The organism is Dolichospermum flos-aquae CCAP 1403/13F (assembly GCF_012516395.1).
Classification (GTDB): domain Bacteria; phylum Cyanobacteriota; class Cyanobacteriia; order Cyanobacteriales; family Nostocaceae; genus Dolichospermum; species Dolichospermum lemmermannii.
This window is the reverse complement of record NZ_CP051206.1, coordinates 694,691-709,297: the sequence shown is the minus strand read 5'-3', so window position 1 is coordinate 709,297 and position 14,607 is coordinate 694,691. Positions and strand designations below refer to the sequence as shown.

Sequence of the window (14,607 nt, the reverse complement as noted above, 5' to 3'; positions counted from 1 at the left end):
GAAAAGTGTTTAATGTATAAATAGCCAATTCCAGTTACTACCTAAATGCCAAAGGTGTGCGATCGCTGTGGGAATTTGTCTGATAGCGGAGCGTGGCGCAAGCTATATGAGGATTTACAGGATGTGATTAATTATTGCTTAGATCCCCGACTTCTTAGAGAAGTCGGGGATCTGAATAACTCACAGGATTAAAGATCGCTCTTGTGATAGATTATTCAGGGATTAAAATCTCTAAAAACCAAAGGAGAAAACTGTATCGTTCAAGTCGAACTCAGGTGACTCCTACACCAGCGGGTAAATCTTCAAACCCAAAGATATAGTTAACTAAACTGAATTACTGATAGCTCTTTATACCTGCACGGAAAACCTGGAGCGGGAAACAAAAAATATGGTTCATTTATCCGAAAATCGCCGTAAAGACAGGTCTAATTTTTTACCTCTTGTGAATTAGCTGAGGTTTTATTGATTCTTTTCATTTGGCGTTGAAGAACCTCTGCACGTCCGTTATCTCCCAAAAAGATATAACCTACTCTAGCTTGGTTAAAATGTTCCAATGCTTTCTTATAGTCATCTATCGCAGCATAGACTTGTCCTAAATTATACTGAGATAGTGTCCAATCTTCCATATCTTCTAGTCCCTGAACTAAATCAATCGCTTTTAAATAATTGGTTTCCGCAAGGCGGACAAGTCCAGTTTGCCAATAGAGATCGCCCAAAGTACGATAAATGAGAACAGACTGTTTTCCTTTTTGTACTAAAGATTCTAAAATGGCGATCGCATCACCAGTTAAGCTATAAGTCTCAAATGTATTATCTGGTAGTTGATAGGCTTGAATCACAGATTGGGGTAAAACGTAGTTACTGTAAAAATTTGCCAGCGTTAAAGCATCTGCTTCGTTATTTAGAGAACTGGAAGCAATTTGTGCAGTTGCTGATTTTACTACTTCTGCTTCAGACTTACGCAGGATTCTAAATTCCAAATTGGTAGCTTTTTGCTCAGAATTGTAATTATCCTCCTGAGAGGATTTTCCGGTATTGGTGCGGATAATGATAGAGTAGGAAACACCCGCAGCCAGAGGTTTACCAGCATAAACAAGGTGAGTTTCCTTGGTTTTAGTCCGCCACATTAAGCCTGTTGCACCTGTCACTTCAATGGTGTATTCTGCCACTCCAGAAACTTGATGCCAACGAATTAGGGGAGTACGGCTGAGTAAGAGACTATGACGGGGAGTAATCAAATAGGGAATATCAGGATTAATTCCCCCCAGTATTCCCACAGTTTGAGAACCTCTGTAATCTCGACTCACCCAACTAAGACAAACTGAACCCATACCTGATGGTACACCAGCTTTGACAAGGACAGGTTTACTCCAGTCAGGACACCGCACATAAACTTTAACTCCTCTGTCTGGTAATATTTGATCACCTTGATATAGGTCAGTAGCTGGACGAACAGGAATCCAATCTGTACGTTTTTCTCGCTGTATTCTCACCTTACCCGTGCCGGAAATAGAATAAATTTTAGCAGTTTGAGCCTTAACAGCAAAAGGAAATGTGATCAATGCCAAAGCTAATGTAATTGCTGTAAATTTGATCATTTACGAGTCTCCTGGGGGTCTAAACGCTTTTGAGCCATTGTTGCCCATTCATCCTGTTCGGGAATGGTAATATTGGCATACTGGTTGCAAGTTTTCCACTTTAGCAATGCTTCTTTTTTATCACCTTGGGCTTCCATGACTTGGGCTAAAAGACAATAAACATCAGCAATATCATACTTTTCTAATTTGAGAGTAGATTGTAAATCAATGGCTTCTAATAACTTGGCTTCAGCATCTGGATAGTTTTTTTGCATCAGTCGCGCCCAACCTAAATTTTTGAGAACAGTATGTTTTATTTTTGAGTCTAAAGGTTCTTTTTTATCTCTATCTAAAGTTTTGAGAAGTAAGGAAACTGCCCCGGAATAATCTTTTTTAAAAATATTCAGCCTTGCTAAATTATTAGTTGCACCAATAATTCCTCCTTGAATAGCTAATTGATATTCTGGACGAGCCTTTTCAATCATTTGCATATCCTCGTAAAGATTGCCCAATTGAAAGTGTGCCTGAGCATCATCAGCATTTAATTTAATAGCTCTATTAAACTGTTCTTCAGCACTACTCCAATCACCTTTTTTACGGCTTTCCATCCCTGGATTAGTATAAAAATTTGTGGCAATTTGAGGTAAAAATTGGCGAAAACCAAACAAACCTAAAACTACCAAAAAAGAAGTAACTGCACCTAATTCATGCCAATATCTTTCAGGGATATTAATTGTTTTTAGTAACTGTCTGAGAGATTCTTGACCAATTTTTGTGAGTGCGCCACCAGCAACAAGAAGAGTAAGAATACTTTGGGTACTGACTGCAAAAGCACCAAAAGCATCAGGTACACCAGTCAAAAAGCGAGGGGAAATGTCACCAATTAAGCCCAAGGAAACAGTTAAACAGGTAACAGAAACCCCGCTAAAGAGCCAATCAAATCTATCGCTCCATGGGGTCTTAGGAGCTTCCAGAAACCACCACCACGCCTGTTCCTTGGGGTGAAAACTAGCACGAAAACTGGTAGATTCAGTAAAGAGTGCGATCGCCTGAGCATTTACTTTTAACCTGGTATCAATTTTGCTGATTTCTTCCAAACTTTGAGCAGATAAAGGAGGAGAATTTACAGAAGTAGCAAGCATTTCCAAAACCGAATTAATCCGATCTCGCGCAATCAAAACTTCGAGAACTTGAGCAGGAGAAGGACTTTGAACTAAATTTTCAAGCTCAGTCAGCGCAGTATTATATTGTTGGATTGCCTGTTCCAGATTAATATTTTCCATTTGAAATCCAAGTAAGCATTAACACAACAATTTACAACACCACTTTACAACCCATTGCCAATTAAAATAAAGGGAGACCAGTAATAAGGATGACTGAGATTACGAGAGATAGCGGCAGAATTTCCAGTTTGCCCGCTATTTCCTGGTGTCAATCTCACACTACTCCGTGTCTCACCACTGCTTTGATTTTTACCTGTAATCAAGGATATCTGAGCTTCGTGGAGGGCTTCAGCTTTAGTCATTTTCCCGGATTTGAGTCGCTCATATAAAGCATCCATGAGGGTTTTAGTACCACCATCACTAACTTCCCAGAGAGAAGCAATGGAAGCTCTCACTCCTGTACGCTGGAGTTGATAACCAAACCCCAAGATTTCCAAACCATTACCCAATTCTCCACCCAACGCAGTTTGACAGGCACTCAATACCACCAAAGTAACATCGGGCAACTTCCACTCTTCAATTTCTTTTAAGTTAATCCGATTACCGTCACCCATGAGAATAAAAGAATTTTCCGGCGCACCTTTGACAAAAACAGCATGAGTTGCCATGTGAACAATGCTGTAGTTTTTAATTTTGGATAAAATTGCATCCCGGTTAAAAGCTTTATCAAACAGTTTGGTAGTATTAGGAGTTGCTGCACCTAATCCCTCAACTTCTGTCTTAGCAAAGCGCAATCCTTGGAAATTGAAAGTCTGCCCTGCTGCTTCAAGACTATAGTTACCTTGTGTAAATGCTCCTGCTAAAACACGAGGATCATGAGTAGATTCAGGCTCAAGTTTGGTTAATGCAAGGGCGGTGAGGTAGTTGATTTGATAGCGTTCCGTCAGCCATTTTTTCCCATCGTAAAGTGCAGCCAAGGGAATATAGCGCATTTGTCCGTCAGGTGCATAGATGATTGATTGTACATCTGCCTGTTGAAGTTCACTTTCTATTGGCTTAATCAGTTGACTATAAAGCTTTTGGGCAGTTTCCTTAACCTGAGAATTTGGATCTTGTAAATCTTGACGGAAAGTTTGAATCATTTTTTCTAATTCCGTCCGCTTGATTGCCACAGAACGACGGATTGGTGGTTTACCTGGGGGTAGTAATACCAATTCCAGACGGTCATCCAAAACCAGGGTATAGAATAGGGCGATACGTTTTCCTAATCGATTTAATCGGGTTTGCAGGTCTTTATAAGCAGATAAAGTCAGATTTTGTTGTGGGGCGTTCTTTTGCATTTGTTGCGATAAAGCTACCACAGCAGGACTTTTGAGAAACTCACTCATCTGTTGGTTAGTTTTCGCCTGGATTTTTTCAATTTCCTGAATGCGTTGCTGTTGAGTAGGAGTGCGAGTTTGCAGTTTGCGGAGGTCGGCTAGTTCAGCACCAAGGCGAATAACTGGAGCTTGAATTGCAGTATAGTCTTGGATAATTTTTTGTTCTTGTGGAAATAGTTCAATCTTCTCTTTGTTTTTATCGTTTTGTACGTTACGAACATAGTCCTGTAGTTCTTGAACTTTGAGTAAATCAAGAACTTGTAAAGCTTCCATGACTCGATTTTTTTCCAGTAGCAGCGATGCTAGACGGCGATAGCTATCCGCTACAGTTTGGGTGTAGGATGCCTGTTGTTCACGGGGTAATTTGCGTAAGTCTTGACGGATGCCTTCTCGCACATTGACGGATTGCTTGTAGAAGACAATAGCTAATTCTGATTGCTGCTGTTTTTGTAGTGTTGAGCCAATGTTATGAAAAGTCAAACCTTCCACTACAATGTTGCCGATTGCACGAGAAATGGATAAGCACTGTTGAAAGAACTCAATTGCCTTTGGGTATTGCCCCAGGTTCCCGTAAGCATTGCCCAGATTATTCATGGATTTAGCTACCTCATTGCGATCGCCGATATCTTGTTGAATAGCCAAAGACTGCTGATAGAACTCAATTGCCTTTGGGTATTGCCTCAGCAGCGAATAAGCATTGCCCAGATTCATGAGGGAAAGACCTTCCCCATAGCGATTGCCGATGTCGCGTGAAATGTTTAAAGACTGCTGAAAGAACTCAATTGCCTTTGGGTATTGCCCCAGGTTCCCGTAAGCATTGCCTATACCAATCAGAGAAAGACCTTCCCCTTGCTGATTGCCAATTTCTCGAAAAATAGACAAAGACTGTTGATAGAACTCAATTGCTTTGAGGTATTGCCCCAGGTTCCGGTAAGGACTACCCAAATCCATCAGAGATTTGCCTTCCCCTTGCCGATTGCCAATTTCTCGAAAAATAGACAAAGACTGTTGATATAACTCAATTGCTTTTGGGTATTGCCCCAAGTTTTCGTAAACAATGCCTAGATGTCTCAGAGATTCGCCTTCCCCTTGCCGATTGCGTTGGCGAAGCTCCTCTCGATAATCGCCGATTTCTTTAAAAATAGCTGAGGACTGTTGATATAACTCAATTGCCTTTGGGTATTGCTCCATATGAAAGTAAATCTCGGCCAGACCTGTTAGGGAAAGACCTTCCCCAGTCCGATCTTTCAGTTGTTGATAGATTTCTAACGCCTTTTGCCAAGACTCGATTGCAGCTTGGTATTGGCTAAGTTCAAATTGCTGAAGTCCTTGCTGTAATAACTTGCTTGCTTGTGTTTTGCGGTTTTGACTCGTCTGTGCTTGGGCGGTGGTAGAGAGGAGATAACTGGGAATGGGTAACAGAGAGGGAATCAACGTCAGCAGCAGAGGCGACGTGAGCCAGCTAATTAGTTTAAGTCGCAATGTCATAAAAGTTAATAATAGGGTAATTACTTAAGATTTTGCCTTTATTATACTTTAAACTTAGACAAATTTAGAAGCGCCACTTTTAAATTACTTTTTGGTCAACAATTTCAAACGTAATTGATAAAGCTGCCATCTGTTGAGTATCAAACAGGCGAATACCTGTTTTTGTTTCACCGCGTTTCCCTCCAGCCAGGTCATCTAGTAAACTAGCTATTGCATCTTCTGCTTTTTCAGCTACCTGACTACCACTTCTTTTTTCGCTTCTTTGTTCCATTACCAATGTCTGTAATGGTTTCAATGCTTTGTTAATTGGTGCTGTACTCGCCACAATCAACACCTCTACAATCCCCAAAGGTTTACCAAAAGACAGCTTTCCTTCCTTGGGAATTTGAATTGTCTGCCCTGCCAAAACAAGTGCAGCATTTTTACCATCACTCAAAGGAAACAAAATATCAATATCCCCATCAGGACTAAAGATTAATATGCCAATATGCAAATCACGATTTTCTCGATTTTTAACAGAGATTTGCACATATTTGTTAATTTCAATTTCAGCCAGAGAACTGTTTTGAGAACTGATAATTTGCAGATTTTTTGCAGATGAACTTTTATCACCACGCACAGTAAAAGACTCTGCCAACAAAGCCCGATTATCAGCAACCGTCAACCTAGCTGCCACGTTTAACCGAGATGAATTGGTATTCAGAGTCATTTTCATCAATCGAGCCGCCAGCAATAGTTTAAACTTCGTCTGGAGGCGATTTACGGCATCATTAATAGTTTCATCTTTCACGCCAAATGAACCAGGAATTAGTTCAAACCCAACTGAGAATAAACCCACACTATTTACATCTGGTAAATCTGCAATTTTTCTGGTTTCCAAATCTTGAAAATAGCTTGGCAACATTCGTCCCAAAATATAATGTACTTCCTGCTCTAACAACGGTACTACTTCAACGCGGGGAATTGATTGTAATGCCTGTTTTGCGGCTTCTGTATCCACTGATTTATCTAAACCAATCCGTAATTTTAAATCACTAGGAATTGCCCGAATTTGTTCTTGTAAGACCGCTCCAGGAGAAATTTTGACACCTGACTTAGTTTGCAGTAATCCGGTGGCATTCAGGCTAGAACGCGACTCAATTTTTACAGTTCCTTGGCGTTGTCCGTGATTATCAACAATATTAAAAATTGCGCCTTTACCTAAAGCTTCTAAAACTTGTGGTTCTGCACCAGTTAAAAGTAACTTAACAGCATTTCCTTTAACTTCTGTAATCACAGCTTCTGCGGCTAATTTCTGCATAGAAGAAAAATACATTGGTTGCTGTTCATCGCTACTACCGATTTTTACTTCCAAACCTGGATTTTGACGGCGAGAATTTGCCATACTTTGTAAAAACTGCTCAGTTTTCCCAGCCGCAGCTATCACAACTTTACCCATTCCTTGATTACTCGTTTGTTGCCACAATTGACGAGTCAAGGAATATGTAAACACACCTGCATTCACATCTTTAGCAAAATTAGCATCAGCCGCTTGTTGATTACGTCCAGCCGCAAAAATAGCAGCACCATTAACAATATTTTTTTTGCGTCTTTCAATCCATTCTTCTTTAGATAATTTTAAATCAGTCAGCCAGTGTTGCTGATAATCTAATTCTTCTTGAATTGATTTGAGTTTTATATTTGGGGTGTCCCCTCGCAGTTTTAACAGTTCTGCATAACCAGGACGTGACCTAATAATTAAATTCCCCCGCACTCCAGCACCAGAGTAACAACTATCGAGAATGAAAGTCACATTTTTAGTTTTTCGTCCCAATGCTTCTCGCAATAAAAATATAGTACCTGCTGTAATATCATTGACTTCTCCACCTTTATTTGGATAACCCAGAGGTAAATCTGCATCAACAGGAACGATAGTTCCATTCAGTCTATCTTCTGGGAATATCTTATAAGGATCAATCACATTTGAGCCATGTCCTGAATAGTGAAAGACAACTACATCATCAGGGGATTTTACCCATTTAATCAAATGTTTATTAAATTGCTCTAGAATATTTTGGCGTGTTGCTTCTTTGTCAGTCAATACCAAAATATCATCTGGATGAAATCCAAACCGATGTATCAACAATTCTCGCTGAAGTTCCACATCGTTCACAGCACCCCGCAACTGATACCATAATCCTTGGGTTTTTAAGTCTTGGGCATTCTTTCCGGGATAGTTGTTGATACCAACAAGTAAGGCGCGTTTACGGCGGGTATCCTGTGCTAAAACCTGGCCATAATTAAGAGAAGCTTGATGAATGGCAAATTGATTTACACCCAGAATGGTGAGGGATGCACCGATAGATTGGAGAAAATGACGACGCTTTATGATAGGCATAGTTTCGATACTGTGCAGTTAAGAAAAGTAGAATCTTTATGGTAAATCTTTAGTTTTTTAAGTGACTGGACGTACCACACGAATTAGTTTTTTTCGCAATGATGTTTCTGCTGTTACAGCGTCATTGATTCTTGCTGCAAATTGTTCCCAGTTACGATTATTGCTACAAACAACAATTCCAAAGTGGTCATCATCACGACGATGTAAACGGATAAAATCATATTTATTAATAGTTAATATTGCCCGTTCTTGACTGATGGCAAATGCTAATACTTCATCGTCAAGTATGCGTTGATCTGCATTTCCTGCTTCTTGAACTGTCAAAACATCATGCCCCAAACTGCGTAATAATTCCACAACTGGAAAAGGAAACTGCTCATCTGCATAAAAACGTGCCATTGACTATGCTGCCTCATTACGCTCAATTACCAATTCGATTTCATCAGCATGAGCTTCTGCATATACCCAAGCATGAGCTAAATCCGTAGCTGAAATGGTGGGATAGCTGGTTAAAAGGTCAACATCACTATATCCAAGTTGTCGAGCTTCAACTAGTACCCAGACAGGAATACGAGTATTAGCAATGCAAGCTTCTCCACCACAGACTCTAGGGGTTTTCTCAATTCCTTGCCAATTGCTACCAAGACTTTGAGCAAGTAACTGTATAATCTGGACTTTTTCATTAGGTTTAAGGGCAAGAAGTTGTTGTTCTAACTCTTTGAGTGTCATGGATATCAATCCTCTAATGCCTTGTCAAGCTACATTTACAATTTTAATCCGCCACAGTGCTTCAACTCAAGCTACTTAATATTTACGATATACTGAAAGCAAAATTTCAAGTAATTACCTCAATATTAAATATAATATAATGTCCTTGCGACTTAGACTAATTAGCTGGATCACGTCGCCTCTGCTGCTGACGCTGATTCCCTCCTTGTTACCCATTCCCAGTTATCTCCTCTCTACCACCGCCCAAGCACAGACGAGTCAAGACCAGAAAACAGAAGCAGACAAGCTATTAGAGCAAGGGATTCAGCAAGCGCAACGTAGTCAGTATAAAGACGCAATCCAGTCTTGGGAACAGGCATTAGCGATTTATCAAAAACTGAAAGATCGCAATGGGGAAGCCAGTTCCCTGAATAATCTGGGCAATGCTTATCGTCACCTGGGGCAATACCGGAAGGCAATAGACTTCTCTCAACAGTCTTTGACCATTACAAGAGAAATCGGCGATCGCAATGGGGTAGCCAATTCCCTGATAGGTCTAGGCCTTGCTTACTCTGATCTAGGGCAATACCCAAAGGCAATTGAGTTCCATCAGCAGTCTTTGGCTATTAAACAAGAAATGGGCGATCGCAATGGGGAAGCCGGTTCCCTGAATAATCTAGGCAATGCTTATAATTCCCTGGGGCAATACCCAAAGGCAATTGAGTTCTTTCAGCAGTCTTTGGCTATTTTTCGAGAAATCGGCGATCGCAATGGGGAAGCCAATTCCCTGGGTAATCTAGGCATTGCTTACAAATCCCTGGGGCAATACCCAAAGGCAATTGAGTTCCATCAGCAGTCTTTGGCTATTTTTCGAGAAATCGGCGATTCTCCAGAGGAGAGGCTTCGCCAACGCAATGGGGAAGCCATTTCTCTAAATAGTCTGGGCATTGCTTACAATTCCCTGGGGCAATACCCAAAAGCAATAGAGTTCTATCAGCAGTCATTGGCTATTTTTCGAGATATCGGTAATCGCAATGGGGAAGCCAATTCCCTAAATAATCTGGGCATTGCTTACCGTAACCTGGGGGAATACCCAAAAGCAATAGAGTTCTATCGGCAGTCTTTAGCTATTTTTCGAGAAATCGGCGACATAGCAGGGGAAGGTCTTACTCTCAGTAACATTGGCTCAACACTAGAAGAACAGCAGCAACCAGAATTAGCCATTGTCTTTTACAAGCAATCAGTCAATGTGCGAGAAGGTATCCGTCAAGACTTACGCAAGTTACCCCGTGAGCAACAGGAGTCCTACACCCAAACTGTAGCAGATACATATCGCAGTCTCGCTGATTTGCTGATTTCCCAAGGACGGGTACTAGAAGCTCAACAAGTTCTAGAACTATTAAAAATCCAAGAATTACGTGATTTTACCCGCAATGCTAGAGCCGGTGGTGAAACCGCTGGTATTGCCTTGTCCCGCATTGAAGAAGATATCCTCAACAAATATGGTACTCTCATCGTCTTTGGGTTAAAGCTTTATGAATGTGAGCAGCAAAAATGTAACAGCCTCAGCCAACTGCGCGACCAACTCGATACATTAACTCAACAATTTAATCAAGATACTAATACTTTTCGGAAAACTCTCCAAGAGCGATTAGCCAAAGACCCCGCACTCCTGGAACCGGAACAAGTTCGCAATACTGCTGCCAAAATCGTGACTGCTGAACCGGACACACTTCTGGTTTATCCCCTAGTTTTAAAAGATAAAATCAGGATTCTACTAGCAACTAGAGCAGGGAAAGAAGGCGTAGTTTTCCGCACTTTTGAAACACCTGTTAATCAAGAACAACTCTGGAACAAGGTTTCCCAGTTCAGAACCCAACTATCTAACCCCAATGGAGAGAAAGAATTAAAAGCCACCAGTCAAGAACTCTATAACTGGTTGATTAAACCTCTAGAAGGGGAAATCAAGGATAAAAATGTGCGTAATTTGGTCTTTTCCCTTGACCGTTCTACCCGCTACATCCCAATGGCTGCACTGTTTAATGGTAAACAATATCTGATTGAACGCTATGGAATATCTACAATTCTCAATGCGGGTTTGACAGATGTTAAAGACCGTTTACCCAGTAAGAAGCAAGATATTAAAGTTTTGGCAATGGGTGTTTCTAAAGCCTTTCCGGGGTTCAATGCTTTGTCGAATGTGCCGCTAGAATTGGCTAACATCGTGCAACAATCCGGGAAAGAGAACACGGGCATTTTTCCTGGTTCAGAATTTCTCGATGAAGCCTTCATTTTTCGGACTTTGCGGGATAATCTTTCAGGTAATAAAATACTGCACATCGCCACCCACGGCAAATTTGAATCTGGTCGTCCTGAAAACTCTTTTCTGCTCTCTGGTACTGGTGACAAATTAACTGTTGAGCAGATTCAAACTCTACAAAACTACATGATAGATACTCATTTAGTGGTGCTTTCTGCGTGTGAAACGGCTTTAGGTGGGGTAGATGCTGATGGGATTGAAATGTCTGGCATTAGCTTCTATTTTCTCACCAATGGGGCTAAAGCGGTGATTGCTTCCCTGTGGCTCGTTAATGATGCCAGCACCAGCCAATTAATGCAGCAGTTTTACCAAAATCTCTCTACTGGTAAGATGACAAAAGCCCAAGCCTTGCGAGAAGCTCAAATCGCCATGATTCAAGGTAAGATCCAGAGTAGTAATACTGAGCGGAGTAGTGTAAATTATACGCCAGGACAAAGTAGAAATTCTGAAGCTATCTCCCATAATCTCAGTCATCCTTACTATTGGGCTCCTTTTATTTTGATTGGTAATGGGTTGTAGATTTCACCTAAGCTTAAATCGTGCTTCTAAAGCAGTAGCGATCACTTCCTTGACTACAGGTAACTGTCGTATCTCTGGACGTAAACCAGCCCGACGTACTCATGCAATGTAAGCATTAAGTCGGTTAAGATGGTCTACCCAACCTTCTGCTTCAGTTCCACCTTGATGAGTTCCCTCGGCAAAATCCGCATTTAGTTCTAAGGAACTTCCAATTAAAAAAATACCCAAAAATTTCTTGTGGTGCGGGACGAATTGCCCGCTAATCATCAAGGACAGGCAGGATGCCCATCCCACAAAATTGGGTAATTTATTTTTTGGTGTTCCCTAATGCCATTGCCGCTAGTGGAACACCGTACTCTTCCACTAAAATCTGAATTGCCCACATCGTCACAGGGTCTTCTGCTGGACGCACATAAGAACCATCAGCTTTAAATAATTTCTTTAAATTTATATGCTGGCGATACTTTTCTGGTAATGATAAGTAATTGGACAAAAATATTTACAGTCATTGTGAGCGAAGGGAAGCAATCACAACTCTTAGAATTGCTTCATTTCACCTCGTTTTATATGGCTAACGCCACGCAACGCTTACGCAATGACATTGTGTAATTAATTCTGTCTCACTACTTGTATCTATGGAAAATAGGTTACATAGTAGCTAAATAATATAGCGGTATGCACTTGAATGAGATACAGTGATTAAATTGCAAAACCTGTAGGGCGGGGAAACCTCGCCTTAAATTGTATTGCATCTGACCGATAACCGCTATATGCTATTTCAAAACACTGGTATTTTGAGAGCGCAATTACTTGCTTCTTACATTACCATTTGTCCAGTAACAATAATATTATGTTGATATATTTTGAACTGACCTGAATACAAGCTGCGATTTCATCAACCCGTGTCTAGGGGTAGAGTATCATGTTTCCGGTGGTAGCGATCGCTGAACCCTTTGAAATTTCAGTGGAGGACATGGGCGACAGACTCAGTTTAACCAACTATTCTCTCTTTATACAATCTTACAACTGAAACGAAGCTGTTAACGCCACCGCTAAAGCATCTGCCGCATCATCCGGCCGAGGAATTTCATCTAAATCCAACTCCCGCATCACAGCCTCTTGCACTTCTGCTTTATCTGCTTTACCATAATTCGTTAAAGCTTGCTTAATTTGGGGAGGTGCAAATTCTACATAAGGAAGCTTACGCTGTCCTAAAACTAACATCAGTACACCCCTGGCTTGTGCTACAACAATGGTATTTGCCATCCGATAAAAAAATAACTTTTCAATTGCCACCAAATCTGGCTGTAAGTCCTCCATCACGCTGTGTAAATCATCAAATAAAATACATAGTCGCTGAGTCATTTCCACATCAGCATTTGTGCGAATTACGCCAAAATCTACCATCTCTACCGTTGTCTCTTGTCCTTTATTTTGACTTTGTTGCCAATTAATTGCCCCAAATCCCACAGTTGCCAGTCCTGGATCTATTCCTAAAATTCGCTTTTTCATCAAATTCACTTTTATTAAATTGGTAAAACACAACGCCGCAAAAGTAAGATAGGTATTTTCCCCAACTGTTGATTCCCTATCCTCCCTGAAATATAAAGGATTAAATCAAACTTATGGTTTTTTCAGTATTGAAAGCAGGTGATGTTAAGTTTCTGTTAAATATTGTTTTTACCAACTTTCCCTATTAAGTATGTTCATCGGTTTTTTGAAACAAGCCATTAATTCGCTACAACTAGAGTCTCACAGTCGCACTTCCCACCGGGTTAACCAATGGTTCAAATGGTTATCCCCTGGATTAGCGGTGAAACGCTGGTTACTTATCACTGTTGGGGGTGTTGTCTTAGCCAGTTTGGGGTTGGCTATTTGGGTAAAATTAACCCCCATTTTTTGGATACTAGAGTTGCTAAAAGGTCTTTTGGGACTCCTTGCGAATATTTTGCCCAACTATATTAGTGGTCCATTACTCCTTCTTTGTGGTGTCCTGTTGGTGCTGTGGGGACAATCCCGCACTGTCGGTTCAATTACCGAAGTCCTCAGACCTGGAGTGAATGAAGAGGAATTGATAGATGTCCTCTTAGCCCACCGTCGCTTATACCGGGGTCCAAAAATTGTGGTTGTTGGTGGTGGAACTGGACTTTCAACTTTACTCAGAGGCTTAAAAACTTATAGTGCTAATATTACTGCTATTGTCACCGTAGCAGATGATGGCGGGTCTTCTGGTAGACTGCGTGAAGAATTTGGCGTTTTACCACCTGGAGATATCCGCAATTGTTTAGCAGCACTAGCTGATGAAGAAAAATTACTGACGGAATTATTTCAATATCGCTTTCGGGCTGGAGATGGCTTAACAGGTCACAGTTTTGGTAATTTGTTTTTAACAGCCATGACTGATATTACTGGGGATTTGGTGCAAGCGATCGCTGCCAGTTCTAAAGTATTAGCGGTGAGAGGACAAGTTTTACCTGCTACCCTCAGTGATGTCCGTCTCTGGGCAGAATTGACAGATGGCCGCCGCATTGAGGGTGAGTCGAATATTCCCAAAGCTGCGGGAAAAATTGTCAAAATTGGTTGTATTCCTGAAAATCCACCGGCAGTTCCCGCGGCAATTAAAGCCATTCAAGAAGCTGATTACATTATTATTGGTCCGGGTAGTCTTTATACAAGCTTAATTCCTAATTTATTAGTTGGAGAAATTGCCGATGCGATCGCCGCTACCAATGTACCCCGCATTTATATCTGCAATATCATGACCCAACCAGGAGAAACTGATGGATATAGCGTTGCTGAACATATTCAAGCCATAGATGAAGCTTGTGGCAATAGAAGGTTATTCGATGCCGTATTAGTTCATAAAAAAACACCCTCAGCCCAAGCACTTATCCGTTATGCCCAACAAAATGCCCATCCAGTCTTTTTAGACCGAGAATCTGTCACCCAATTAGGACGGCGAATAGTTCCTGCTAATATTTTATTTGAAGATGAATATGGTGCTGTTCGCCATGACCCCCAAAAACTAGCCAAAGTCTTATTAAAATGGTACAGTGGAGCGCATCACGGGAAGTAA

Annotated in this window: 11 protein-coding genes; 2 read left to right on the top strand and 9 right to left on the bottom strand. The window is 41.0% G+C overall.

Going from position 1 to position 14,607, the window contains the following annotated elements:
• Positions 1-425 precede the first annotated feature (425 nt).
• From HGD76_RS03710 to HGD76_RS03685, 6 genes are all read right to left on the bottom strand, one after another.
• Entirely contained in the window at positions 426-1,598 is a 1,173-nt protein-coding gene (locus tag HGD76_RS03710) for a tetratricopeptide repeat protein (RefSeq protein WP_168694999.1), read from the bottom strand.
• A complete protein-coding gene (locus tag HGD76_RS03705) occupies positions 1,595-2,860 on the bottom strand; it encodes a tetratricopeptide repeat protein (protein WP_168694998.1) in 1,266 nt (421 codons plus the stop codon). Before HGD76_RS03705 ends, HGD76_RS03710 begins: the two co-directional genes overlap by 4 nt.
• A gap of 44 nt (positions 2,861-2,904) precedes the next feature.
• Positions 2,905-5,607 (bottom strand): CHAT domain-containing protein, encoded by a 2,703-nt coding sequence (locus HGD76_RS03700; RefSeq protein WP_168694997.1) that lies wholly within the window; start codon positions 5,605-5,607, stop codon positions 2,905-2,907.
• Positions 5,608-5,686: 79 nt separating this feature from the next.
• Positions 5,687-7,984 (bottom strand): caspase family protein, encoded by a 2,298-nt coding sequence (locus HGD76_RS03695; RefSeq protein WP_168694996.1) that lies wholly within the window; start codon positions 7,982-7,984, stop codon positions 5,687-5,689.
• Positions 7,985-8,041: 57 nt separating this feature from the next.
• Positions 8,042-8,383: a DUF5615 family PIN-like protein gene (locus HGD76_RS03690; protein WP_168694995.1), complete on the bottom strand. Its 342-nt coding sequence runs from the start codon at positions 8,381-8,383 to the stop codon at positions 8,042-8,044.
• 3 nt (positions 8,384-8,386) lie between these two features.
• Positions 8,387-8,713, bottom strand: a complete 327-nt coding sequence (locus tag HGD76_RS03685; protein WP_039204417.1) for a DUF433 domain-containing protein — start codon at positions 8,711-8,713, stop codon at positions 8,387-8,389.
• Between the two features lie 139 nt (positions 8,714-8,852).
• On the opposite strand from HGD76_RS03685, the gene HGD76_RS03680 reads away from it, so the two are divergent.
• The gene (locus tag HGD76_RS03680; protein WP_168694994.1) at positions 8,853-11,531 is read left to right on the top strand and encodes a CHAT domain-containing protein; all 2,679 of its coding nucleotides are present in this window, start codon (positions 8,853-8,855) and stop codon (positions 11,529-11,531) included.
• A gap of 99 nt (positions 11,532-11,630) precedes the next feature.
• Here HGD76_RS03680 and HGD76_RS25770 read toward each other — a convergent pair whose 3' ends face one another.
• The 3 genes from HGD76_RS25770 to ruvC form a co-directional block, all read right to left on the bottom strand.
• Positions 11,631-11,759, bottom strand: a complete 129-nt coding sequence (locus HGD76_RS25770; protein WP_255549988.1) for a hypothetical protein — start codon at positions 11,757-11,759, stop codon at positions 11,631-11,633.
• 79 nt (positions 11,760-11,838) lie between these two features.
• Positions 11,839-12,024 (bottom strand): hypothetical protein, encoded by a 186-nt coding sequence (locus tag HGD76_RS03675; RefSeq protein WP_027401123.1) that lies wholly within the window; start codon positions 12,022-12,024, stop codon positions 11,839-11,841.
• A 527-nt stretch (positions 12,025-12,551) separates the two neighbouring features.
• Positions 12,552-13,043: a crossover junction endodeoxyribonuclease RuvC gene (ruvC, locus tag HGD76_RS03670; RefSeq protein ID WP_015078083.1), complete on the bottom strand. Its 492-nt coding sequence runs from the start codon at positions 13,041-13,043 to the stop codon at positions 12,552-12,554.
• Positions 13,044-13,233: 190 nt separating this feature from the next.
• Here ruvC and HGD76_RS03665 point away from each other — a divergent pair, with 190 nt between their 5' ends.
• Positions 13,234-14,607, top strand: coding sequence for a gluconeogenesis factor YvcK family protein (locus HGD76_RS03665; RefSeq protein ID WP_168694993.1), 1,374 nt, complete (start codon positions 13,234-13,236; stop codon positions 14,605-14,607).